Origin of the sequence: Arcanobacterium pinnipediorum, from assembly GCF_023973165.1 — a bacterium.
Lineage (GTDB): Bacteria > Actinomycetota > Actinomycetes > Actinomycetales > Actinomycetaceae > Arcanobacterium > Arcanobacterium pinnipediorum.
The window spans coordinates 1,576,510-1,600,407 of record NZ_CP099547.1; the positions used below are offsets into that span (position 1 = coordinate 1,576,510).

General features: G+C 52.3%; 19 protein-coding genes. 8 read left to right on the top strand and 11 right to left on the bottom strand.

Going from position 1 to position 23,898, the window contains the following annotated elements; translation table 11 throughout:
• The first annotated feature begins 15 nt into the window (after nucleotides 1-15).
• Nucleotides 16-630 (top strand): PH domain-containing protein, encoded by a 615-nt coding sequence (locus tag NG665_RS07070; protein ID WP_252673012.1) that lies wholly within the window; start codon nucleotides 16-18, stop codon nucleotides 628-630.
• A gap of 35 nt (nucleotides 631-665) precedes the next feature.
• Here NG665_RS07070 and NG665_RS07075 read toward each other — a convergent pair whose 3' ends face one another.
• The 6 genes from NG665_RS07075 to NG665_RS07100 form a co-directional block, all read right to left on the bottom strand.
• Complete coding sequence (locus NG665_RS07075; RefSeq protein ID WP_252673013.1) at nucleotides 666-2,396, bottom strand: ABC transporter ATP-binding protein; 1,731 nt, start codon at nucleotides 2,394-2,396, stop codon at nucleotides 666-668.
• A complete protein-coding gene (locus NG665_RS07080) occupies nucleotides 2,393-4,363 on the bottom strand; it encodes an ABC transporter ATP-binding protein (protein WP_252673014.1) in 1,971 nt (656 codons plus the stop codon). The genes NG665_RS07075 and NG665_RS07080 overlap by 4 nt, the downstream gene beginning before the upstream one ends.
• A gap of 209 nt (nucleotides 4,364-4,572) precedes the next feature.
• Nucleotides 4,573-6,276: an ABC transporter family substrate-binding protein gene (locus NG665_RS07085; protein ID WP_252673015.1), complete on the bottom strand. Its 1,704-nt coding sequence runs from the start codon at nucleotides 6,274-6,276 to the stop codon at nucleotides 4,573-4,575.
• A gap of 191 nt (nucleotides 6,277-6,467) precedes the next feature.
• On the bottom strand, nucleotides 6,468-8,597 hold the full coding sequence (locus NG665_RS07090; protein WP_252673016.1) for an ABC transporter ATP-binding protein: 2,130 nt from the start codon (nucleotides 8,595-8,597) through the stop codon (nucleotides 6,468-6,470).
• Nucleotides 8,594-9,535, bottom strand: coding sequence for an ABC transporter permease (locus tag NG665_RS07095; protein ID WP_252673017.1), 942 nt, complete (start codon nucleotides 9,533-9,535; stop codon nucleotides 8,594-8,596). Before NG665_RS07095 ends, NG665_RS07090 begins: the two co-directional genes overlap by 4 nt.
• Nucleotides 9,536-9,558: 23 nt before the next feature.
• The gene (locus NG665_RS07100) at nucleotides 9,559-10,566 is read right to left on the bottom strand and encodes an ABC transporter permease (RefSeq protein WP_252673018.1); all 1,008 of its coding nucleotides are present in this window, start codon (nucleotides 10,564-10,566) and stop codon (nucleotides 9,559-9,561) included.
• 257 nt (nucleotides 10,567-10,823) lie between these two features.
• On the opposite strand from NG665_RS07100, the gene lipB reads away from it, so the two are divergent.
• Nucleotides 10,824-11,594 (top strand): lipoyl(octanoyl) transferase LipB, encoded by a 771-nt coding sequence (lipB, locus tag NG665_RS07105; RefSeq protein ID WP_252673019.1) that lies wholly within the window; start codon nucleotides 10,824-10,826, stop codon nucleotides 11,592-11,594.
• Nucleotides 11,594-12,640: a lipoyl synthase gene (locus NG665_RS07110; RefSeq protein WP_435366673.1), complete on the top strand. Its 1,047-nt coding sequence runs from the start codon at nucleotides 11,594-11,596 to the stop codon at nucleotides 12,638-12,640. The genes lipB and NG665_RS07110 overlap by 1 nt, the downstream gene beginning before the upstream one ends.
• A gap of 67 nt (nucleotides 12,641-12,707) precedes the next feature.
• On the opposite strand, the gene NG665_RS07115 is transcribed toward NG665_RS07110, so the two are convergent.
• The 4 genes from NG665_RS07115 to NG665_RS07130 form a co-directional block, all read right to left on the bottom strand.
• Nucleotides 12,708-14,246, bottom strand: coding sequence for a class I adenylate-forming enzyme family protein (locus tag NG665_RS07115; RefSeq protein WP_252673021.1), 1,539 nt, complete (start codon nucleotides 14,244-14,246; stop codon nucleotides 12,708-12,710).
• Nucleotides 14,243-15,535 (bottom strand): M18 family aminopeptidase, encoded by a 1,293-nt coding sequence (locus NG665_RS07120; protein ID WP_252673022.1) that lies wholly within the window; start codon nucleotides 15,533-15,535, stop codon nucleotides 14,243-14,245. The genes NG665_RS07115 and NG665_RS07120 overlap by 4 nt, the downstream gene beginning before the upstream one ends.
• A 24-nt stretch (nucleotides 15,536-15,559) precedes the next feature.
• Complete coding sequence (locus NG665_RS07125; protein ID WP_252673023.1) at nucleotides 15,560-16,327, bottom strand: alpha/beta hydrolase family protein; 768 nt, start codon at nucleotides 16,325-16,327, stop codon at nucleotides 15,560-15,562.
• Between the two features lie 129 nt (nucleotides 16,328-16,456).
• Nucleotides 16,457-16,909, bottom strand: a complete 453-nt coding sequence (locus tag NG665_RS07130; protein WP_252673024.1) for a protein-tyrosine phosphatase family protein — start codon at nucleotides 16,907-16,909, stop codon at nucleotides 16,457-16,459.
• A gap of 215 nt (nucleotides 16,910-17,124) precedes the next feature.
• Here NG665_RS07130 and NG665_RS07135 point away from each other — a divergent pair, with 215 nt between their 5' ends.
• Both NG665_RS07135 and NG665_RS07140 read left to right on the top strand, forming a co-directional pair.
• Nucleotides 17,125-19,347: an NADP-dependent isocitrate dehydrogenase gene (locus tag NG665_RS07135; RefSeq protein WP_252673025.1), complete on the top strand. Its 2,223-nt coding sequence runs from the start codon at nucleotides 17,125-17,127 to the stop codon at nucleotides 19,345-19,347.
• 118 nt (nucleotides 19,348-19,465) lie between these two features.
• On the top strand, nucleotides 19,466-19,990 hold the full coding sequence (locus NG665_RS07140; RefSeq protein WP_252673026.1) for an LppP/LprE family lipoprotein: 525 nt from the start codon (nucleotides 19,466-19,468) through the stop codon (nucleotides 19,988-19,990).
• Nucleotides 19,991-20,159: 169 nt separating this feature from the next.
• Here the strand turns inward: NG665_RS07140 and NG665_RS07145 are convergent, their stop codons facing one another.
• Nucleotides 20,160-21,116, bottom strand: coding sequence for an L-lactate dehydrogenase (locus NG665_RS07145; protein WP_252673027.1), 957 nt, complete (start codon nucleotides 21,114-21,116; stop codon nucleotides 20,160-20,162).
• Between the two features lie 154 nt (nucleotides 21,117-21,270).
• Between NG665_RS07145 and NG665_RS07150 the strand changes: the two genes are divergently transcribed.
• The 3 genes from NG665_RS07150 (at nucleotide 21,271) to NG665_RS07160 (ending at nucleotide 23,826) form a co-directional block, all read left to right on the top strand.
• Nucleotides 21,271-22,053 (top strand): FAA hydrolase family protein, encoded by a 783-nt coding sequence (locus NG665_RS07150; RefSeq protein WP_252673028.1) that lies wholly within the window; start codon nucleotides 21,271-21,273, stop codon nucleotides 22,051-22,053.
• 13 nt (nucleotides 22,054-22,066) lie between these two features.
• Nucleotides 22,067-23,326: an alpha/beta fold hydrolase gene (locus NG665_RS07155; protein ID WP_252673029.1), complete on the top strand. Its 1,260-nt coding sequence runs from the start codon at nucleotides 22,067-22,069 to the stop codon at nucleotides 23,324-23,326.
• Nucleotides 23,327-23,427: 101 nt separating this feature from the next.
• Entirely contained in the window at nucleotides 23,428-23,826 is a 399-nt protein-coding gene (locus NG665_RS07160; protein WP_252673030.1) for a DUF4870 domain-containing protein, read from the top strand.
• Nucleotides 23,827-23,898 lie beyond the last annotated feature (72 nt).

Consider the following 23,898-nt stretch of genomic DNA (forward strand, 5'->3'; position numbering starts at 1 on the left):
TGAGACAATAGCATTATGAACGTGATTATCCGTGGCGAAGGCGGGCATTTTTGGGCCTACCTTCTGTGGGCTTTCTCCGCACTTATCCTAACTGCATCAACGATTAACGGCGGACTAGCAGAGTTTTTCTTTGCCCTACCACTGTGCTTATTCCTCAGCTTCATAGGCTGGGTCGGCTGGTGGAATCCGCGCCTAGAGGTCACCGCAGACGGCCTATATGTGACCAATATCTTCCGCGAACACCTCATCTCCTGGGCCGATTTCGCTGAAGCACAAAACCGTTGGGGTCTCTACATTTTCACCCGCTCGGAGAAGAAAATTCCGGTGTGGGCTTTGCCTAGCCGAGTCGGATTACTACATAACTCATGGCGGGACCGCAAAAAAGCCACCCCTGAGGCAATCGACTGGAAAGCCGCAGAATCACGCTCTTATGTGCTACCTGTAACTTTCGTCGCAGATTCGTTAAATATCCGCAATCACGCTATTCGCTCTGATGCCTCCCTGCGCCGTCGCCTCGCCCCGCATCTAAATGGATGGAAACCTGGCACGACGAGCCGATTGCTACCAGTGCCTATCATCGGCTCGCTAGCGTTGCTTATAGCAACAATTGCTATGTTTACCTGGCGCTAGGCCGCGAACTAGCGCCTGTGGCCAATCATCGCGTTTTAGTCTTGTTGCCAGGTTTCCCACAGCGACGCATACTCCCCACCTAAGGCAACTAACTCATCGTGACTGCCTAGTTCAGCAATCTTTCCATCAATCATGACGCACACCCGATCGGCGTCGTATGCGGTGTAGAGGCGGTGGGCAATGGAGATCACGGTACGACCCTCCAAAACTCGAGCAAGTGCCCGCTCTGCCGAACGCGCCGCGGTTGGATCCAACAGTGAGGTAGCTTCGTCGAGAATAACAATATCGGGATCGAGCAAAACGATTCGTGCCAGCGCTAATTGTTGGATGTGATCTGGGGGAAGCTCTAGGGCACCGGAGCCAACAGTTGTTTCTAAGCCGTCAGGAAGATCTCTTGCCCATTGTGCATCGACGACGTCGAGCGCATCCCACAACCGTTCCACACGGGCTTCTGGGGCTGCTAAACGGAGGTTTTGCGCAATTGTTCCCACAAAAACATGGTTTTCCTGAGTGACCAGTGCAACGTAGGAGTGGACGCGCTTTTCGTCGATCTTGCTCACTTCTACCCCGCCGATGGAAATATGACCAGCCGAGGGCGGATTAATGCCAGCGATGAGGCGTCCGAGGGTAGATTTTCCGGCCCCGGAAGGACCCACAATCGCGAGGCGTTCGCCAGGTTTAACATCTAGATCGACATCGTGGAGCACTTCTACCCCATCCCGGTAGGAAAACGAAACATCTCGAATTTCGATTGCTTCGCCGATGGGCAGATCTGCTTCTGTTACTCGGTCCGAGTGGATTTCGGCCACACCGAAAATACGTGCCAGTGACACTGAGGCAAACTGCATTTCGTCAATCCACCACGACAGTTCATCTACCGGGCCGCGCAGCTGCTGGGCGTAGAGAGCCACAGCGATAACCGCTCCCACACTCACGATTGAGTGCCCGACGAGCCAGGCGCCCCAGACTACTGCCAAGATCACGGGCGAAAACAGTGCGATAACCATCCCGAAGGAGAAAAATGCGCGCATCAACGCCGAGTAGCGTTCGTTTTCCCATTTTTCGTCGAGTAACACCATAGTTCGAGCTGTGCGGTAGGCCCCCATTCGTAAGGCATCTACAGTTGCCGAATGTTCGACGGTTTCAGTGATATCGCCAGACATTTCTGCATTCAGTGCCGAAGAAGCCAGATACGCAGCAATAGTGCGGCGCAGATACTTCCGAGTGATATAGAAAACCGGGATGAAGGACAGCGCCACCACAAATCCGACGCGCCATTCGATAAGAAATGCTGCAATCACCGTGACAAGGATCTGCATGACTAACATCATGATACGCGATATGCCAACGCGAACAATATATTCGATGCGGTCTACGTCCGCCGTCGTTCGCCCTAGTAAATCGCCGGTACCGGCTGACTCCACCGTCGAAATCGGTAAGTGGGTGACGGTGTTGACCAAATCGATACGCAACTTGTGGAAGAAACGCTGGCCGAGAGCGCGCGAAAGGTACTCCCCAAAACCGGCCAATACGGATTGCACGCTCACCGCAACTATTAAGACGACGATGTTGAATCGGATAGCACGGGCTGGGTCGGGTTCATTGAGCGCGTCGAAGGAGCGCCCGATTATCCATGGGGTCACAATGCTCGCTACCGCAACGCACAGCTGGATGAGGAGCACAACGGTGATATCGCGTCCAAAAAGCCGGGCAAGCTGGGTAAGATGACGAACAATTGTTGAGTTATTTGCTATTGGTAGCTTCATGCGTGGTTGTCCTCAAGATCTTCTTGCCCACGATGAACAATAGCGTGGACGTAGTCATCAGCGATCACCTCTGCGTAGGTTCCGCGCAATCGCAGCGAACCGTCAGGGTTAAGTACGATCACCTCATCTGACTGGTGCAACATAATCGGCGAAACTGACACTATTACGGTGGTTTTCCCGCTGCGTCGTTCGTGAAGGGCTCGAGCGATACGCATCTCGGTGTGCGAATCGACAGCTGATGTTGGTTCGACGGCGATAAGAATCGGAGCTTGGGTGACCAGAGCGCGCGCTAAGGCAATTCGTTGGCGCTGGCCTCCAGACAACGATCGGCCGCGTTCAGCAATATAATCATCGAGGCCGTCCTTGAGACCCAGGACGATATCGTGGGCGTCGGCTACACTCAGTGCAGCGTCTAAGGTGTGTTCGCTCGGGGTATGTGGGTGAGGATTGTGCTCGCGCTGGGCGCTGCCCGAACCGTCTCCGGTTGCACGCATTTGTGCGCCAACCAGGCGCGGCAGCGGCCGTTCGGCGTAGGCACCGGCAAGATTAGAGCGTAACCGACCTTGGAAAAGTTGTGCAGTGGCACCGGAAAAGACGATGGCTTGGCGCACTTTATCCACGGCTATGTCTGTTAAATCGATAGTGTGGCTGCCGGCGGAATCATTCCAGTGGGCGCTAATAGGGTGCGCGTCGTCGGTGCGCGCTAACCGTTGCGCGAGTTGGGCTGACTTTTCTGGCTGGGCACTGACGATAACGCTCACCTTTCCCGGCGATATAGAAATACCAGACGTTTGATCGGTGAGCGTGACACCTTCCCAACGCGGTTGTGCCACGTTCGGATCGAGACCAGCATCGCTGGTGAGCGCGGTGGCGTTCATTATTCGGCTAACTCGTCGCGCCCCGACGCGCGCATCGGCAAACACTTGTAAAAACTGAGTTGCCGCCGAGACCGGGACCGATAGGTAGACGGTGTATCCGAAGAATGCGACGAGTTCTCCGTAAGTTAATTCCCCATCGTAGACATCCCACAGTCCTATAGAAATGACGACGACGGTGAAGATCGCAGGTACTGCGGTGGTCAATGCGCCCAAGATCGCTTGGACGAAGGCGGCACGGATTCCAGTGTTCATCACGTGTTCTGATTGGTCGCGGTAGCGCTCATTGTAGGTATCTTCTCCCCCTACTCCGCGTAGCACACGTAATCCCACTACGGCATCGGAGGCAAGGGTGGTGAGTTTTCCGCGCTCTTCACGATTGGCGCTCAAGCGCTTGTGGAGAGGTTTAATGAGTAGCGACATAAGAAAGATCGCTATCGGAAGGCCGATGACGATAATAAGACCGAGACCGATATTAGTGCGTAGCATCATCACCGAGATAACGATGAACGATAGTGCAGCGGCTGCTGTAGCAGGCACACCGTAGAGAAAGTTACCGATTTTTTGGGTATCGGAGGTCACCGCAGCAACTATTTCACCAGACGGAATGTGTTCGCGTCCACCGCCACGTATGGTTGAAATGTGGCCAACGATATCGCGACGCCAGCCGAAGTCACCGCGCATCCATGACGCGACAAGCACCGGCTCACTGAAGGAACCTAGAGCCCGCACCAAAATGACACCACTGAGCAGTAGTCCGCCAGGGATCAAGGATGCAGTTAAGCCTTTTTCGAGTCCGGAGTCTAAAAAGATACCTAGTGCCCACGGTATGAGTGCGCCGCCAACAAACATCAGCACCGACATAACGAATGCTCCAAGTAACAGCCCGCGGTTGGCTTTGAGGGTGGACCACAGCACCGAGTTGTGATCGGCATTCGGAGTTGCCTTAAATTCAAGGAATTGCGGCCAAGTCTTAGGTTGTGGCCCTACCTCGTAGGTGCGAGAGATCACAGAGGAGTCACGTTTTTTCTGCAGATTCGTTACCTTCGGTGAGCGCATCGTATAGATGGTACGAAAAAACTGAGCAACCATAGTGATCTTTCGATAGCAGGCACCGCTAATGGGCGACGTTGAGGTTTGGTTATGGACACAGCCGAGACTGCTGGTGGTGAAAATATGGGTTTATCAGGTAAAAACTGACTGCGACGCAACGAGACCGGCCGATATGAATCGGTCCGGTCTCGTTGGACGTAGTGTGGAACTAGAGCAATAGTTGACTATCGACTAGTTACACGTAGTGCTTACTTGGTGTAGCCAACGTGCTCAGGCAAGAATGTCTGGAACGCGGTTGCACCGTAGTTTGCGAGATTCGACGGAATTGCCATCAACTTAGCGCGGTAGTACAACGGGATGGTCATAACGTTATCCCAGATAACCTTATCGACTTCGTTGGTGAGCTTAACGCGCTTGGCGTTATCGGTTTCAGCAGCAATCTTCTCAACGTATTCAGCGATCTTTGGATCGTCAACCTTTGAGAAGTTCGAGGCCGAACCTGGGCCGTAGATCTGTCCAACGTTTGCCATCGGGTATGGCGTTCCACGCCAGCCGAAGGTAACTGATTCGAATTCGCCAGCTTCAAGAACGTTTGCGAATTCTGCTGGTGGTACATCAACGAAGTTGACGTTGATACCAATAGCCTTCATGTGCTCCTTGAGCAGTGCTGCAGCATTGTCTGAAGCTGGGATGCCTGGGAAGCGGGTGAAGTTGAAGGAAAGTGGCTTTCCATCCTTTTCGAAAAGCTTAGTGGTTTCATTCATCTTGAAACCGAGCTCTTCGAGATCCTTCATTGCGCCTTCTGGATCGAACTTAACTGCGTGGTCTTCGTATCCTGCTTGACCTGGCATGAAGAAGTGGTTTCCGAGGGAGAGGTCAAGCCCTTCAACTGGCAAACCTGCCATGTCGGTGGCGAGGAAGTCTGCAGAGTCGATACCCTTTTGAATTGCCCGGCGAACCTTGACATCAGAGAGTGCTTCCGCATTGGAATTCAAGGTGATGTGACGCCAAACGGTAGATGCCGACTGCTTAATATCTGCATCTTGGCGGCCCTTGATAAGTTCGTAGGCTGCCGCTTCAAGAACGTTATCGACTACATCGAGTTCGTTGTTGGCGAATGCCTGTGGCTGTGCCTTGGTATCGAGAACGGAGAAGGTGATGGTATCGAGCTTTGGCTTTTCGCCCCACCACTTTTCGTTTTGCTCGAGGGTAACGCGCTTAGCGCCCTCGTCAATGCTCTTGAACTTGAATGGACCGGCAACGAACTTGTTTAGAACGTTAACGTCTGTAGTAGCCCAGCCTTCGTTGAACATGGCTTGATCAGCCATGCCAGCTGCGGCGTAACGAGAGCCCAATATAGCTGACCAATCTGGGTACTCAATCTTGAACTTAGCTACGACTTCGTACTCATCTGCGCCCTGCTCAATAGAAATGATGTGTTCCCAACCATCGGTTGATGCACAATCGTATCCGGTATCTTGAGACTTACACGCATTCCAGCTGGCCTGGTAATCAGCAACGTTAATTGGCGTGCCATCATACCACTTGGCTTCTGGGTTGAGCTTGAGGGTAACGGTCATCTTGGCGTCACCATCAGCCTTGTTGCTAACATCGTATGACTCTACGAAGTCTTTGTTAACTTCCCATGAAGCATCGTCGGCGTAAATAAAGTTGCCGGTGTTTGCCCAGCCCCAAATGTCACTGGTTTCAGTGGTGTTGCCGTTGACGTGGAGTGAGTTAAAGTTTGTTGGCAAGCCAGCAATTGCAAGACGGAGTGTACCGCCTTCTTTCAGATCTGCTGGATCGACTTTGTTGTAGTCTGAAGCTGGCAGGGCTGCGGTTGCCTTGCCGGCGTCATCAGAACCGGATTCGGACGAAGCCGGGCCCGAACATGCGCTCAAAACGAGCGCGGAGGCTGCGACGAGTGCGAAGCCTGCTTTCTTGATTCCCATAGTGGTCCTCCTTTTAGGACGGAACTCCGACGATAACATCCGGAGCGTTAAGACCCAGCCTAGCTACTTTTCAGAAAAAGGTAAATTTATTTACTCGATTTTTAAGAAAATGTGGAGAAAGATACATTTGGGCAGATAGTAAAACTATCTGCCCAAATGATTGTGAATGCTATCAGTAAGCTAATAACCTACTAGAAAAGCTTGAGTGCTCGCGGATAGTAGCACGCTGCTTTGTGGTCATCGTCTAAGATCTGAAGATCAGGATGCTTTGCTTCACACTTGGCCTTTTCGCCATCCGAAAGCGTCTTATACAGCGGGCACCGCGTAACAAAACGGCAACCCTTTGGTGGATTTGCCGGTGAAGGCAAATCGCCTTCAAGGATAATTCGGTCGCGGTTTCGTTCCTTATGCGGATCTGGAATCGGGATCGCCGAGAGCAAAGCTTGAGTGTAAGGATGTTGCGGATGTTCAAAAACTGCTTCCACATCACCAACTTCGACGATTTTACCCAAGTACATAACCGCAACGCGATCAGCGATATGGCGGATCACCGAAAGATCGTGTGCCACAAACAAGTATGACAACGACATCTTCGAGCGCAATTCGTCAAGTAGATTAATGACACCAGCTTGGATGGAGACATCCAGTGCAGAAACTGGTTCGTCAAGAATCAGTAACTTTGGTTCCAGTGCCAAGGCTCGCGCAATACCGATGCGCTGGCGCTGACCGCCGGAGAAGTTGCGTGGATAGCGATTAACGTGGGCTGGTTCCAAACCAACCATCGTCATCAGTTCTTCAACTCGAGCTGGAATGTCTTCTTTCTTCCAGCCACCATAACGCAACGGTTCGGCGATGATATCGAATACCGGGAATCGTGGGTCAAGGGAAGCCATTGGATCTTGGAAAACAACTTGAAGATCTTTGCGGATACGCTTGCGATCACTACGCTTGAGATCTTTGGTATCTTCACCCATCACGACGATCTTGCCGTTTTGTGGCTTGACGAGATCGAGGACCTGCATCAAAGTAGTTGTTTTACCCGAACCGGATTCACCGACAAGTCCAAGGGTTTCACCGGCACGGATATCAAGATCGATACCATCAACAGCGTGAACTGTACCAACTTGGCGGCGGAACACTGATCCCTTCATCAACGGGAAGTAGCGCGTCATGCCTTCAATTCGCAAAACCTCTTCGCGATCTTCACGCGAACCTTCAAACGGCGGTGGTACCGCTGCCGGAAGTGGATAGATATCAGTGTACTTGCGCGAATCATCACGGATTTCTTCGGCACGCTTACAGGCCACACGATGGGCGGTGCTATCAGAACTGCGCACATCGGCTAGAACGGGTTCGCCATCAAGACATGCCGGTTGAGCCACCGGGCAACGCGCAGCGAATGGGCAACCCGTTGGTTCATAGAGCATCGAAGGCGGATTACCTTCAACTGCAGCAAGCTGGTACTCTTTACGCGAATCCAATCGCGGTAACGAACCAAGCAAACCGATGGTGTAAGGCATAGCCGAGTGATAGAAAATCTCATCAACAGAACCAGATTCGACCACACGTCCGGCGTACATCACAGCAACTTTATCTGCAATTCCAGCAACCACACCAAGATCGTGGGTAATCATAATAACTGCAGCACCAAGTTCATGTTGTGCTCTGCGCAACACGTCGAGAATCTGAGCCTGGATAGTTACGTCAAGTGCGGTTGTAGGTTCGTCGGCAATAATGAGCTCTGGCTTGTTTGCAATAGCCATGGCAATCATCGCACGCTGACGCATACCACCGGAGAATTCATGCGGGAAAGACTTGACGCGAATTTCCGGATTTGGAATACCGACCATCGTCAATAGCTCAATAGCGCGTTCGCGACATTCGTTATCCGATAGTGACGGATTGTGAACTTTGAGAGCTTCAACAATCTGATCACCAATTGTGTAGACCGGTGTCAGAGCTGAAAGCGGATCTTGGAAGACCATCGCAACAGTCTTGCCACGCACCTGTGACATGTAGGAATCTGAGCGGCCGAGAACTTCAGTGCCGTGGAGCTTTACTGAACCTTCTACTTGGGCAGATTGGTCAAGTAGGCCCATAATGGCCATCGACGTAACCGACTTACCAGAACCTGACTCACCGACGATGCCCAGAACTTCACCGGAGTTAACTGAGAAGTTGACCCCACGAACTGCATGGACTGAACCATCTTCGGATGGGAAACGCACATGCAGATCAGAGACTTCAACAATCGGTACACCGCTAGTAGCTTGAGGAAGATCTTCGGTCTCAAACGATACTGCTTCGTTTTTCTTACTCATGCTTTTCCTCCAGACTTAGACGTTGGATCAATAGCATCGCGCAATCCGTCACCAATGAAGTTCACTGAGACGAGCATGAAAACAAGCACGAGTGCTGGTGGCACGAAGAGCCAGGAATGCGTCAATGCCGAGGCCTGGCCTTGGCCGATAAGGGCACCGAGAGAGATCTGCGGATCCTTAATACCCAGTCCGAAGTAGGACAGCGTGGTTTCGGACAACACAGCACCGGCAATCCCAAGCGTAAAGTCAATAATCAACAACGAAGAAATGTTGGGAATAATGTGACGAATAATAACGAAGAACGGTGGCACCGACATGTACTGTGCGGCGTGGACGTAATCCAAGCTCTTGACAGACATCGTCAAGGATCGAACCACTCGCGCGGTGAGCATCCAACCAAACAGGGCCAGCAAGATGATCAATACGACGACCGAGCTCGACTGCCCGCTCAGGCGCTGGTTGATAACAGCGATGAGCAAGAAGGACGGAATAACGAGCATCAAATCGATAATCCATGAACCGACTTTGTCGATCCAGCGACCAAAGTAGGCGATCGAAGAACCAAAGAGCGCGGCCCAGCTGGTTTGCAAGAACGCAACCGAAAAACCGATCATGAGTGAGGTGCGTAGGCCTTCGATAGTGAGGGCGAAGATGTCGCGTCCGCGATTATCTGTACCGAACCAGTGGTTGCCACTTGGTCCTTGCAGTGGCGCGGTACGGTCACGGGTCAGGTAATCCCACTGGCTGATATAGGAGCCAAATAGGGCTAACGCGACCACGCCGATCAACATAAATACGCCGAAGACGGCTGTCTTGTTGCGCAAGAAACGACGGCGAATAAGTTGGCCACGAGAATAACGCACGGCATTTTCCATGCGAATATCTGCGTCTTTAGTCAGCTGAGCTTGGACAGCGTCGATTTCGGCCTGTGTGACCATTGGGGAATGTTGAATTCTCGTCATCAGCCTACCCTTACTCGTGGATCAACAATTGATATAGCAACATCGGATAAGAACGCACCGGTTAAGGTGAAAGTACCCGCGAAGGCTACAACGGCTGCCGTTCCATTAATATCGGCGCCGGTAATAGTACCCACGGAGTAGATACCCATTCCGTTCCAACCATAAACCTGTTCTGTAATGGCCGCACCGAGAATAAGGGTGGCGATACCAAATGCGAAGTATGTTGCGATCGGGATAAGTGCAGTTCGTAGGGCGTGCTTACGAATTGCTGTTCCGAAACGAACGCCTTTTGCTCGGGCGGTGCGCACGTAGTCAGCACCGAGAGTATCGAGCATGAGGTTTCGCTGGATACGCGAGTAGGTCGCGATTGAGGTTGCTGCCATACTGATCGTTGGTAGCAACAAGTGCTGGGCGCGATCAAAGAGTTGCGGGAAGAAGCCAGATGGCGGGATCGCAGATGTTGGCCCAATGAAGTTGAAGATCTGATAACCAGCAGATTGGTTGGCCCATGTTGCCAAGATCTGCAAGAACACCGCGATAACCATCGCTGGGGTGGAGATAATGATCATCGAACCGAGCGAGATCGCACGGTCACGCTTGGTGTACTGGTGGACAGCTGCCCACGCACCAAGGGAAACACCACCGATAATTCCGATGAAGAAGCCGAGGAAAACAAGCTGAAGCGAGATGGGAACTCGGTTCGCAATTTCCGCGTTCACGCTACTGCCTTTCGGAGAATAACCCCAGTCCCAGTGGCTAATCATGCCGACCCAGTTAACGAATCTATCCAAAATTGGGTCAGTGGGATTGATGTTCCACCCAGTTAGGCGTGCATCAACTGTACGAACAACCTCATCGTAAGGAACGTTCTTCCCTGAGGTGATCTCAGCTTCGATGAGCATCGAGCGCGGATCGAGCTGCGTGCCAGCAATAAAGTAGGCAAGAGTGACCGCTACTGCTAGTAAAAGCAGGTAATTCAGCAATCGCCGTATGATGAACTTAAACATGCGAGGCTTTCTGTCCGGCGGTGTTCTCCGCCTCGCAGGGACGAATAAAACACCGATTTTCTTATTCTCTTAACAGTGGAGTGTATACCGAAAGAATACTTCGACTCACATTGTACAGGCTCTTTGTGGTTCATCTTCCATTCAAAAAGTTTTGTGATTACATCACCACACCATAACCAACCTTGATTTCGTCCTTAATGTTTGCTCTTTCTCACTCCAATTAGCACATGACTAACGTCCCGGTCTAGGCTGGAGGTGTGCAGATCATAAATCTATTACATCGCGGCCCACTGCCCTATATGTCAGTGGACGCTTTACAGCGGTATTTACACGAAAAAGTCGCGTCACTCCACGCTCCGGACACGTTGATTATATGGGAAGCACAAGATACCTACACCGCCGGTCGGCGCACCCAAGTACAAGACATTCCAGACACTAATGTTCCAGTGATCGCCATGGATCGCGGTGGTTCAGTCACATACCATGGTCCTGGCCAACTCGTGATTTATCCCATTGTTAAAGTTCGTCCGCCACAAGACGTCGTCGCGTTTGTGCGCACCACCGAGCAGGCCCTCATCGAGGCAGTCCAGACGTGGGATATTAACGCAAAAACAGTTGCCGGACGCTCTGGGGTATGGATTGACGCTCAGTACATGCCCACCGGTTTAGAATCCAAACTTTGTGCGATCGGGATTAAGTTTGCTCAAGAAACGACGATGCACGGCATGGCCTTGAACGTATCGACCGATCTGGAACAGTTTATGCGCGTGAGACCGTGCGGCATTACTGACGCAGGTGTGACTTCACTTGCCCAACTTGGCTTACAGAAATCATTGGCTCACACAGCTGAGCTCCTCATACCTTACTTATCACATAGCTATCAGCAATTCCTGGCGCGCCCAGAACCTGAAATTCACTATCATCAGGCACCAGATCAGCTCTTAGAAGAAGCTGAGCATTTTCTACCTCCGGTACCTGAGCGAACCGGCGTAGCATGGAAACCGACCGTAGAACACAAGGAGGCATAGTGGCCGTCGCAGACCGCGTAAACCCAGAGCACCGAAAGTTATTGCGCGTCGAAGAGCGCAATCGTGAAACTCCTATCGAAAAGAAACCTGGGTGGATTAAAACCACTGCAACAGTTGGTGAACAATACACCGATATGCGCAACTTGATGGAGGGGGCAAGTTTGCACACGGTGTGCGCTGAAGCAAACTGTCCTAATATCTACGAATGCTGGGAAGATCGCGAGGCGTCCTTCCTTATCGGTGGCGATATCTGTACCCGACGCTGCGATTTTTGCTTTATTAAAACCGGTCGCCCCACCAGTTACGATCGCGACGAACCTCGTCGCGTCGCTGAATCGGTTGTGAGTATGAAACTTAATTACGTCACTGTTACTGGCGTTACCCGTGACGATCTCGACGACGGCGCCTCGTGGCTGTATGCCGAAACGTGCCGCGAGATTCACCGCCAATCTCCAACCACCGGCGTCGAACTTCTTATTGACGATATGCGGGGCGGCAGCAACTCCTTGCAGCAGGTTTTTGATTCGCGCCCTGAAGTCTTGGCACATAACCTTGAAACTGTTCCGCGAATTTTTAAGAAAATCCGTCCTGCGTTCCGCTATGACCGTTCCCTGCAACTCATTAGCGCCGCATCCGAATCTGGCCTGATCACTAAGTCCAATCTCATTTTGGGAATGGGAGAGACGATGGATGAGGTTATTCAAACGATGCAAGATCTCAAAGACGCCAAGTGCGACTTGTTGACGATTACCCAATATCTACGTCCCTCCCCGCTCCATCATCCTATCGACCGCTGGTTAAAGCCAAAAGAATTTGTTGAACTATCCAAAATCGGTTACGAGATGGGCTTTGCAGGTATTATGGCTGGGCCGTTGGTTCGCTCCTCGTATCGTTCTGGTTCCCTGTGGGCTCGCGCAATGGCGCATAAGGGCTGGAAGATACCAGAAAACCTCAAAGCAATCGGAGCTAGTGCCCAACACGGTTTGGGCGTTGGTGGCGGTCATGCGCGCCAAGAAGCAGCCAGTTTAGTCGCCCGCGGTTTCTAGCTACCCGGCTAAGCGCGCAGGTTCGCCGTCGTTGCTCTAAACCAAAGCGGCGAGCTCGGCCCTCACGTTACGCAAATAAGTCTTTGACTGCGGCGATATCGACTTTCCCATTAGCGTTGGTCGGCAAATTTTCGACGACGGCGATACGGCGCGGTGCCTTGTAGCGCGCAATATGCGCTGCAACAAAGTCACGAATCTGCTCAACGGAAGGAGATTCGTGACCAGGAGTAGCTATAACTGCCGCAGCAACTATTTCACCCCATACTGGATCTGGAATTCCTACAACAGATGCGTCGGCGATCTGCGGCATCTGCACCAATACATTCGTCACTTCTTCTGGAATGACCTTTTCCCCACCGGTGTTGATCTGATAGCGCACCCGGCCCATAATCCACACGAAACCGTTCTCATCTCGCCGCGCCAAATCCCCGGTATATAGCCAACCATCTCGAAACGCTTGGGAAGAGTAATCAGCATCATGCCAATACTGGTCAACCACATTAGGGCCGGCGATGAGGAGCTCACCGAAATCTGCGTCCTGGCCATCACTATCTACGATGCGTCCTTGCACGTGTGCAAAAGGTATACCGATCGCGCCGCGTGCTTGTGGTAAAAGATCTGGGGAAAGCATAAACCCTGCAGCTGCAGCTTCGGTCATTCCCCACACATTAAGTGGAGCTAAACCCTGTTCTTCCATGCGAGTCAACAAGGCCGGAGGGCATACTGCGCCACCTATAAGGGGCAGGCGCAGATGACGTAAGTCAAACTCCGCAAAGCTTCGATGCGCTAGCAAGGCCGCATAAATAGTTGGCACTGCAAACATGATGGCCACGCGGTGCCGTTCTAGAGCCTGCAGAACCAGTTGCGGATCAAACTCTCGAATAATAACTATGCACCCACCATGGCTAAACAGATCTAACGTCGTTCCGTTAAACCCACCGATATGGCTCAATGGGACTGTGACAAGTTCGACGTCGTGATTGGAGTATTCAAACCCTTCCCGAAAGTTTTGCGAACCCCACCACAACTGTTCGTGAGTCAAACGCACCCCTTTAGGCCGACCCGTCGAACCTGACGTAAACAGCAAGGCTCCCCCATCGTCAGGTTGGGCGGGTGTGACGGGCGCAGTGCTCGCGGGCGCATCCGCGTAACTTTCCTGGAGCCGCCGCCACTTCGGGGCATCTTGCGTGGTCAGGGGTGCGAATTCGTCGTCGTCGATAATAAAGGCGTTTTCAGGCAACCTGCCAGTAAAACTTCTGGCCGTTTCCGGATCGGCAACGACGACGACGGGGGCGATGAAATCAAAAAGCGCCGCTAGCTCTGGGGTTGGGAACCGATAGGATACTGGGGCGAAGATCGCCCCGATACGTGCGCACGCCACATGTAAGAGCATGTGGTAGGGGCTGTTGCGTGCCACCAACACAACTATATCGTTGACCCCAACGCCCAGTTCGGTAAGTAACGTAGCCAATTGCTGGGTGCGGAGGGCTGCTTGTTTGACGGTGAGGAAGCCCGAACCGTAATGTATCGAGATTCGATCGGGATGGGATAGCGCCGCTAGATCAAGTGCGTGTGCTGGGTTAAATCGCGCACCGAACTGATTCATGCCCCCATCCAATAGGCCGCTGCGATCTTTGCTAACCCAAGCAAATCTGCCGGGTTGGTTATCTCGCGCACTGAATGCATAGAGAGCATGGCAACGCCAACATCAACAGTAGTCATACCAAAGCGGGTAGCAGTCAACGGGCCGATTGTTGTTCCGCACGGAACGTCGTTATTCGAAACAAATTCTTGGGTAGCTACCCCTGCCTGGTGCGCGGCGCGTAACCAGATTGCCGAACCGAGAGCATCTGTGGCATAGCGTTGTTGTGCGTTGAGCTTTAGCAGTGGCCCGCCACCAAGAATAGGATGATGAGCTGGGTCATGCTTGGCAATTTTGTTTGGATTAAGTGCGTGACCAGCATCAGCAGAGATGCACGAGGAGTTGGCGATAAAGCGCCAATAGCCTTCTTCGCCCGCATAAGCGCTAGCGTCAACGATCCGGCGCAACGTGCTTTCCAGGATTGGTCCGCTTGCTCCGGTTGGGGTTGCCGATCCTACTTCTTCGTGATCGAAGGCTACGAAGACTAAAACATCATTGTGGCCTACTTCTTCTTGCGCCACACTCAGGAAGGCTTGCAAGGATGCAAACACGGAAGTGAGGTTATCTTGGCGGGCGGCGCTAAAGAAATCTTCCCCGCTTGGGCCTCCATAGATACGGTAGGGCGCACTATCGTAGGCAAACAAATCAGTGCCAGCTACCTGTTGGGGATCAATCCCGGCACTGGCGCAGATATGGTCCATTACCTCAGCTTCATTACATGACCAGAGGGGATGATAATCTTGTTGGCGCGAGAGCTTCAACTCATCATTTTGGCTGCGGTCTAAATGCGGAGCTAGCTGAGGGATAGTCATCAGTGCCTCGGTTTTGACCAAGTGCCGTTCGCCGTCGGTGGTGATGATCTGACCGGCAATACCCAGATCGCGGTTCAGCCACGAGTTGAGCAACGGACCGCCATAGACTTCAACATTAACCTGGGAATATCCTTCAGTTATCGACGTAGCTACGGGCTTGAGTTTAAAGGACGGCGAATCGGTGTGGGAGCCGATAATTCGAGCGCCGGTGTGTTGAGTGAAGGTGCGTGGCATCTGCCAGGCAACAACCGCGCCTGCGGTCACCATCACTGCCCGATCTGCATTGGACCATGGCTCAGTACTGGTACAGCGGGTAAAACCAGCTTCGTGGAGAATCTGAGCTATATTTTCCGCAGCGTGGTAGGACGTTGGTGAGTGGCTGATGAATTCACCAAAGGCTTGGGCATAGGTACGTGGCGTAAAAGAATCAAGGTAAGTCATACTTTAATTCTAGTCGTTTGTAGCTCAGTCTGCGCGCAAAGCTCCGAGTAGGAAGAGCCAGGCATCATGGCCGGGGCGAATCAGATCGACGTGGTTAGCTCCTGGAATCATCGCGGTTCGGATGGGAGTTTCAGGAATTTGGCGTACGAGCATTGCCGGGATGGTTAAATCTTCTTCGCCGTGGATGATGTGTATGTTCAGTCCACTATCGACGTAGCCTGCTTCGCCTAGCTCGTTCATCCGAACGCTGGGATCGAGGTGGCGATATAGTTCTGGCAGTTCGGTTGGCATCCCACCCATCCAGCGTTCAATGCCGGTCACGCCGGCGTTGGCAGCTGCGAGTTCGGTTAGGCAGAAAAATGGTGCCAGTGCGATTGCTCTGCGCGGGGGCAATTGCGGATCGAGAACAATGTCAAGGATGAGGGTTCCGCCTAGGGAGTGACCGATCCAAGTGGCATCGCGAAGATCTGGGCGGTGGGCTAGGAACGCGAGATCGTCAAGAGTAATGCGTGGATTTCCTCGTTCTTTGCGCACTTCAACGAGGGCTACTCGGTAACCTTCTTCACCTAGGGCTAACGCTGCTGGGCGAGCGTAGGCAACACTGACATCGGATCGGAAACCGCCTCCGGGAACGAAAACAACGACGTGCCCATCGCTAGGCCCATACCATTCGATGAATTGCGAAGGATCTGTTCCGTAGGGTTCGACTTCTTCGCTGGCAACACTAAGTACCGCCAAGTTTTGCAGGACATGGCGTTCTGGGCTATCTGGTGTTGCCTCGTCAATGAACATGTGAACTAGTATTACGCATAGGAGAGCAAAACTCATGTTTTTAGCAACGAAATGTCTTCGATGAGGTCATTGCCACGAAATCAACGCACCGTTAATTTTGGTGTGAAGAACTAAAAGGCGGGGCAGTTTTTAGTTAACGTCGGCGCCCAGATCCATTACGAATGCGCGTTGTGCGGGTGATTCTACAGATTCGGGGTTGTATGTGCGCTGAACGAGATCGATAGCCGCGTGCGGATCCATCCCATCGTAAACCGCTAGAATCGCCAACGCAGTTCCGGTGCGCCCCACACCACCGGCGCACGTAATTTCAACTTTTTGATCCGCTGCGCTTTCCCAAGCTTCTCGCAACGTTTGCAAGGCTTGAGCTGAACGGCGTGGCAAGCGATAATCTGGCCAATCGATCATGATGGTTTGTCCAGCTTCGGAGGAGAGGGTTTGGGCACCAAATCGATGCCCAACAGAGGTTGTTAACACGATGGATAGATCAGCAACGTCATCGACTGCGACCTTCCATGATCGTCCTCTGATCCGTCGTCCAGACGGGAGGGTAATGACACCTGGACCATCATTCCATGTAGCCATCGCCAACCTCCTGATATTGATTCGCAAGTGTTCTCGCGTAGTATAAAAATACCAATGCTTGCATCGATTCCCCTAGTACTAGGGGCACTTAGAGCCACTTTGGCAATCAATGTCACACCAGTATGTTGATTTGGGCCACATTTCCTCCCTTTCCTGATAATCTTTACATCAAGACATCTATGTTTTAGACACGTCATATTCATAGGAGAGTAGACATGGTTGAGATTATTTACACCCACACCGACGAAGCCCCCATGCTCGCAAGCGCATCCTTGCTACCCATCGTCTCAGCTTTCGCTTCTACAGCCGGCATTTCAATTCGCTCAGCCGATATTTCCCTCGCGGGGCGAATCATTGCCGCATTCTCAGATCATCTGCCCGAACACCTGCGTCAACCTGATGCCCTTGGCGAGCTTGGCGAGCTAACGCAACACCCCGAGGCGAACATTATTAAGCTGCCAAATATCTCCGCCTCCCTACCCCAGCTACTCGCCGCAATTGACGAACTTCAAAGCCAGGGCTACCCCGTGCCTGACTATCCCACCAATCCAAGAAGTGAAGCTGACAACGAGATTCGTTCACGCTATGACGCAGTCAAAGGATCAGCCGTTAACCCGGTGCTACGCGAAGGGAACTCAGATCGTCGTGCGCCGCTGGCGGTGAAAAACTATGCGCGCACCCATCCGCATCGCATGGCGCCCTGGTCTGCAGATTCCGGTACGCGCGTTGCCACTATGGACTTAGGCGATTTCAAACACAACGAAGTCTCCGCCGTCGTCAACAAAGCTTGCCGCGCACAAATCGTCTTCACCCCACTAGAAGGTAGCCCGGAAACTATCACCAGCGATATCTATCTTGAAAGTGCCGATGTTCTTGATGCCAGCGTGATGAACGCCCAGGCTCTGGATTCATTCCTGGCTGGCGCACTGGCTGCGGCAAAGAAGGAAGATCTACTGTTCTCAGTTCATCTCAAAGCCACGATGATGAAAGTATCTGATCCAGTCATTTTCGGGCACACGGTTCGCGCTTTCTTTGCCCGCACTTTCCAGCGCTTTGGCAGCGAACTGCAAGCAGCTGGCCTAGATGCTGATAATGGCTTGGCTTCTATCTTTTCCGGACTTGAAAAATCGGCGCAACTGCGCGCGCAAGCACCAGAAATTTTAGAGTCTTTTGCGCAAGATTTAACTGCCGGCCCACTCCTTGCCATGGTCAACTCCGATAAGGGAATAACAAATCTACATGTTCCTTCGGATGTGATTGTCGATGCCTCCATGCCGGCAATGATTCGTAATGGCGGAAAAATGTGGGGGCCAGATGGGCAACTCCATGACACCATCGCCGTCATACCTGATTCTTCCTATGCTGAGGTCTATCAGGCAGTTATCGACGATTGCATAGCACACGGTGCTTTTGACCCTGTGACGATGGGTAGCGTGCCAAATGTGGGTCTCATGGCACAAAAGGCCGAAGAATATGGCTCTCACGATAAAACATTTATCGCCCGGGCACCGGGCCGAGTCGAGATTATCGCCGACGACGCCACCGTGCTTCTTGCCCGCGAAGTTCACGCAGGCGACATTTTCCGTAGCTGTCTAACTAAGGATGCGCCCATCCGTAACTGGGTTAAGTTAGCAGTCGAGCGCGCACGCATATCTGATACGCCAGCTATTTTCTGGCTCGACCCGGAGCGTGCCCACGATCGGGTTATGGAACAAAAGGTTACTCACTACCTAGATGAACACGATACGAACGGTCTAGATATAACGATTATGTCCCCGCGCCTAGCTACCGAGGCAACGGTGGCGCGTATTCGGCAAGGCTTAGATACGATCTCTGTGACCGGAAACGTGCTACGCGACTATTTAACTGACCTCTTCCCCATTATGGAACTGGGAACGTCGGCAAAGATGCTCTCCGTGGTTCCACTCATGGCTGGTGGTGGCCTGTTTGAAACCGGCGCTGGCGGGTCTGCACCCAAACTCGCCCGGCAACTACTAGACGAAAACCATCTGCGTTGGGATTCGCTCGGAGAGTTCTTGGCGATCGCTGAATCATTGCGCCACGCAGAGCGAACGTCTGGTAATCGCGCAGCGCGCGTGCTCGCTACCACTCTCGATGAAGCCACCGAACGAGTACTAAGCGAAGAACGCTCTGCGCAACGCTCAGTTGGCCAGCCTGATAATCGTTCGTCGCATTTATGGCTAGCTACATACTGGGCACAGGCATTGGCAACCCAAGATGCTGATACTGATCTGGCACAGATTTTTTCACCGATCGCCAGGCAGCTCCACGAACATGCAGCGCAAATTCAAGCCGACGTTATCGATGTGCAAGGGCGTGCGGTAGACCTTGGTGGCTACTACCATCCAGATCCACAGATCCTCGCAGAAGTTATGCGTCCCTCAACACTGTTCAACACGATTTTGGCGTCGCTCTAACACCCGATGCTACATCGCCCACAGTTGAGTCAATGTCACATATCGCACACGCCGCATATAGTGCCTGAAAATGCTAACGTTTTACGTGGTTTGATTATTGACATTGAGGAAAGGAATTATGATTCGATCACGCGCGTCTCGGTTTGTTATCGGCCTGCCGATAGCACTCCTAGCTTTCACAGGTTGTTCGAACTGTGCCGATATTAGTGGCACGCAAGCCCTTAACGGCGTAGCCGAAAACATCACTCCAGCCTGGGAAGGACTCCCTGCCGATTCATCGGAGAACTGGGACTTCTCTGCAGCTGACACCTCCACATTCGATTCATGTAAGGCACTATCGTGGATTTCAATTCCAACCGGTAACTCAGGCCAAGACTCACCATACACGGTTGCGCTGTTCCACAACGGCGAATTTATTCGAACTGCTGAAGCCCGCCCTTACCTCGGCGTGCCGAAGGTTTCCCGGGTCTCTGACAAGGAAATTCAGATCGAACGCCCGTGGTTTGTCGATGCTGAGCACACCAAGCCAATGACTGCGGTAGCTACCTATGTGTGGAACGAAGACACTTCGCGCGTCAAGCGTACCGGTGGCCTACCACCAAACGAATTTGCCGCCGGTGGGCTACAGCCAACTGCTGAATAATTGTTTCATTCTCTCTGCTCTTGCATGCAATAAAACATCACATGTGAGAGCCTAGTGGCGGGGAACATCGATACCGATGTTCCCCGCCACTACGTCAAGACATAAGTCAATGCGACTGATCGCGCTTATGAATGCTCTTTGAACTTTTCGTCAGCGTTGTAACACGCTCTCATAGACCGATGCTCTTTTGGGCTGCGCTCAACGCTTGCACAGATGCATCAAACCGGGCGCGTTCGGCTTCATCCATCGGGAATTCAATCGGGCGTTCAACGCCGTTTGCACCCACAATGCACGGCACTGCGAGCGCCACATCTTCAACCCCGAACGAGCCGTGCAAAACACTCGATACCGGTAAGATTGCCCGCTGGTTATTCAACACGGCTTCAACAATGCGCGCCCCAGCTACACCAATCGCATAGTTAGTTGCGCCTTTGCCCTCGATAATCTTGTATGCCGAATGGATAACTTCTTGCTCGAGCTCATGCAAAACTTCGTCGGTAAATACTTTTTCTCCCTGGGCATTGCGCCACTGCCGCAACGAAACTTGACCAATCGTTGCCGAAGACCACAGCGCGAATTCACTATCGCCGTGTTCACCTACGATGAGGGAGTGAACCGAGCGTGGCGAAACACCGATCTTACGGCCAACTAGCCACCGCAGCCGCGAGGAGTCAAGCACAGTACCTGAGCCGAAGACGCGACCATCTGGCAGCCCGGAGAATTTCGCTGCTGCCGCAGTCAATACATCAACCGGATTGGTGACCAACACGAAAATAGCGTTGGGGGAAAGTGGAACCAGATCTGACATGAGGCTTTCCAGAATTCGAGCATTCTTTTCCGCAAGCTCAAGCCGGGTTTGACCCGGGTTTTGTTTCGCCCCAGCAGTAATGAGCACAATATCTGAATTGGCGGTAATAGTAATATCTGATCCGCCAATCAGTTCCGAGCCAGCCATGAACTGGGTGCCGTGTGCTAGATCGAGGACTTCAGCGTCGACTTTCGTTTTATTAATATCGAACAATGCAACGACGTTGGCAGAACCGCGCAACATCGCAGCATACGCAAGCGCAGTACCAACTGACCCTGCACCGATGACGGACATTTTGGTTTTAAATTGTGTAGCCATATTCTTATTATCCTGCTTTTGACGCCAGATGTCTTGAAATTCTTAATCACACTTTCGCGTAGGTAGCATCCAAGCCGTAAAAAGTGACACAATACCCTTAGACAGATTCATTGTGCGGAGGTTATCGTCTTCGGACTGCACGAAAGGACACGTTATGGACAGGTCATTAGCAACCGAAATCGCACGGAAGTTAAGCACCGCGCAACACACTCGTGAAATACTGCCACGTATTTCTGAACAGTTACCTCACGCTAGTATCGATGATGCCTACGAAATTCAAGCCGCATGGGTCGAAGAGCAGCTTGACGCCGAACGTAAGATGGCTGGTCACAAAATTGGTTTGACCGCGCGCGCAGCCCAAGATCGTCGCGGAATCACTGAGCCTACTTACGGCACAATCTTCCGCGACCAAATCTTCGATAACTCTTCGCTGATCGACTTTGACATGTTCCATCAGCCGCGTGTCGAAGTCGAACTGGCCTTCATTCTCAAAGATCGTCTCGAAGGTCCAAACGTGACCACCTATGACGTGTTGCGCGCTACCGAATTCATTACCCCTGCGGTAGAGATTTTAGCTCCGCGCATCGCCGGTCCTGGTCGCACCGTCATAGATTCTGTTGCAGACAATTCATATTTTGGCGCCATGATTATGGGCGGGCGTCCGTTACGCCCTGAAGATGTTGATATGCGCTGGGTTTCGGCGTTGCTGTACAAGAACGAAGTTATCGAGGAAACCGGCGTCGCTGCTGGGGTGTTGAATCATCCGGCAAACGGCGTTGCCTGGCTTGCCAATACCTTAGTCAGTCACGACCAAGCCTTGGATGCCGGCGAGATTATTTTGGCCGGTTCTTTCACTCGCTCTATGCCAGTAGAGCGTGGTGACGTCATTTTGTGTGATTACGGCCGGATGGGTACGATTTCGGCTCGTTTCGTCTAAAGGTTAGTTAGGGATGATGGAAACAACTACGCTGCAAGGTTTACGCCTCGATGATCACACTTTGACGGTTCCGCTAGTTCATCACGACGACGCCGACGCTCGCACAATCGAGATCTTCGCTCGCGTTATCACTCCTGCTGGCGGGGAAGACTTACCATTTTTAGTTTATTTACAGGGCGGTCCAGGCTTTGAAGCACCACGTGTAGCACTCAACCCGCTGTCTCCTAGCTGGCTAGGTAGCGCACTGAAACACTATCGGGTTGTGATGCTCGATCAGCGTGGTACTGGGCGCTCCACGCCGGTTGATTCCACTCTCCTTTCAACTGGCACACCCAGCGAGACTGCACAATATCTTAGCTATTTTCGCGCTGACGCAATAGTTGAAGACGCTGAAATTCTCCGCGAACATCTCGGTGCCAGTGGCCATCAGTGGAATCTCTTGGGGCAAAGTTTTGGTGGATTTAGTGCAGTTTGCTATATTTCCCGTTATCCGCACTCCCTTAATCGCGTCTTCTTCACCGGCGGTTTGCCGCCAGTAACTGGGCACGTCGATGAGTTTTACCGCGCTACGTTTAATAAGATGCGTTGGCTATCGGAAAATTACTATTCGCGTTTTCCCCACGATCGTGACCGGATGCGTTCCGCGGTTGAGTTGGCGGCAGCCGGAGAGATCGTTTTGCCCGACGGCGAAGTCGTCTCCCCTTCGCGATTGCGCTCGATCGGCATGGACTTGGGGCGAGACAACGGCTGGCTCGCTATTCATAATCTGCTGGAATGGGATCCGCGTTCGGCAACCTTTAGTCACGATCTGGCAGCCCAGTTGCCTTTTAGTGCACGTAACCCGCTCTACTTCCTGCTCCACGAGGCATGCGGAGCTAACGGCGTGTCTACGCAATGGTCGGCACAGCGTGTTATGCCTGCAGATTTTAGTGATGATGTCACCTTGTTTACCGGTGAACACGTGTTTGAGGATTGGTGTTCGACCGTTCCGGCTTGGCAGCCGTGGGCTGAGGTTGCACACGAACTGGCAAACTGGCAGTGGCCGGCCTTGTTCAAACCCGATGTTTTACAATCCTCGGGGGTACGTGGAGCTGCAACGATTTATCTCCGTGATGCTTTCGTACCGTTTGAACTGTCTATGGCAACTGCCGATCTTATGCCGGGCGTGCGTGAGATCGTTACCAATTCCCATGAACACAATGGGTTGGGTGCGATGGGTGGCGCCATTTTTGAACACATGTATGAGCTCGCTGACGACGTTCGCTACCGCTAGACAGCGCTGATTGCAGGTTTTCTTCTTTGTGCTACGCAAGCTCGGCTCTGCTGAGAGGAAAAATACTCACGTTCGCCGGCTTTTAAGGGAATAATGGAGATATGACTGAATCTTTTTATCGTAATGGTCGCATTATCGAATCGGTTACCGAAGATGAACGCACCTGGGCAAAAATCGCTCATCTTTCTGCGATTATTGCCATGATTGTCTCTGCAACCTCGCTATCTTTCCTCGGCCCGCTTGTTATTTGGGCGATGAAGAAGGACTCGAGCCCGTTCGTGCGTCAAGCTGCTGCGCAATCGTTCAATTTCAATGCCGGCATGTGGATAATGAATATCGTCGGGTGGGCGCTAACTATAACTATTATTTTGGCGCCTATCGGCCTGCCGCTGGTATTTGCCAGTTTCGTACTCACAATTTGGCAGCACCTCAAAGCATTCGGGGCAACTAACCGCGGCGAGCAATACTCCTACCCGTTCCAGATTCCTATCCTTAGCTAGTGAGTACGTGGGTTTTGGCTGATAGCTCACCTAAACCCACGTACTAAAACTACTATTGCCTATCTGGGGCTA

Coding starts and splice junctions, on each gene's coding strand:
- NG665_RS07130 (WP_252673024.1), bottom strand. CDS start 16,909: ATGGCTACATGGAATGATGGTCCAGGTGTCATTACCCTCCCGTCTGGA.
- NG665_RS07125 (WP_252673023.1), bottom strand. CDS start 16,327: ATGTTCATTGACGAGGCAACACCAGATAGCCCAGAACGCCATGTCCTG.
- NG665_RS07090 (WP_252673016.1), bottom strand. CDS start 8,597: ATGAGTAAGAAAAACGAAGCAGTATCGTTTGAGACCGAAGATCTTCCT.
- NG665_RS07150 (WP_252673028.1), top strand. CDS start 21,271: ATGGACAGGTCATTAGCAACCGAAATCGCACGGAAGTTAAGCACCGCG.
- NG665_RS07075 (WP_252673013.1), bottom strand. CDS start 2,396: ATGAAGCTACCAATAGCAAATAACTCAACAATTGTTCGTCATCTTACC.
- NG665_RS07160 (WP_252673030.1), top strand. CDS start 23,428: ATGACTGAATCTTTTTATCGTAATGGTCGCATTATCGAATCGGTTACC.
- NG665_RS07135 (WP_252673025.1), top strand. CDS start 17,125: ATGGTTGAGATTATTTACACCCACACCGACGAAGCCCCCATGCTCGCA.
- NG665_RS07115 (WP_252673021.1), bottom strand. CDS start 14,246: ATGAATCAGTTCGGTGCGCGATTTAACCCAGCACACGCACTTGATCTA.
- NG665_RS07100 (WP_252673018.1), bottom strand. CDS start 10,566: ATGTTTAAGTTCATCATACGGCGATTGCTGAATTACCTGCTTTTACTA.
- NG665_RS07085 (WP_252673015.1), bottom strand. CDS start 6,276: ATGGGAATCAAGAAAGCAGGCTTCGCACTCGTCGCAGCCTCCGCGCTC.
- NG665_RS07155 (WP_252673029.1), top strand. CDS start 22,067: ATGATGGAAACAACTACGCTGCAAGGTTTACGCCTCGATGATCACACT.
- NG665_RS07145 (WP_252673027.1), bottom strand. CDS start 21,116: ATGGCTACACAATTTAAAACCAAAATGTCCGTCATCGGTGCAGGGTCA.
- NG665_RS07140 (WP_252673026.1), top strand. CDS start 19,466: ATGATTCGATCACGCGCGTCTCGGTTTGTTATCGGCCTGCCGATAGCA.
- NG665_RS07070 (WP_252673012.1), top strand. CDS start 16: ATGAACGTGATTATCCGTGGCGAAGGCGGGCATTTTTGGGCCTACCTT.
- NG665_RS07080 (WP_252673014.1), bottom strand. CDS start 4,363: ATGGTTGCTCAGTTTTTTCGTACCATCTATACGATGCGCTCACCGAAG.
- NG665_RS07120 (WP_252673022.1), bottom strand. CDS start 15,535: ATGACTTACCTTGATTCTTTTACGCCACGTACCTATGCCCAAGCCTTT.
- NG665_RS07095 (WP_252673017.1), bottom strand. CDS start 9,535: ATGGTCACACAGGCCGAAATCGACGCTGTCCAAGCTCAGCTGACTAAA.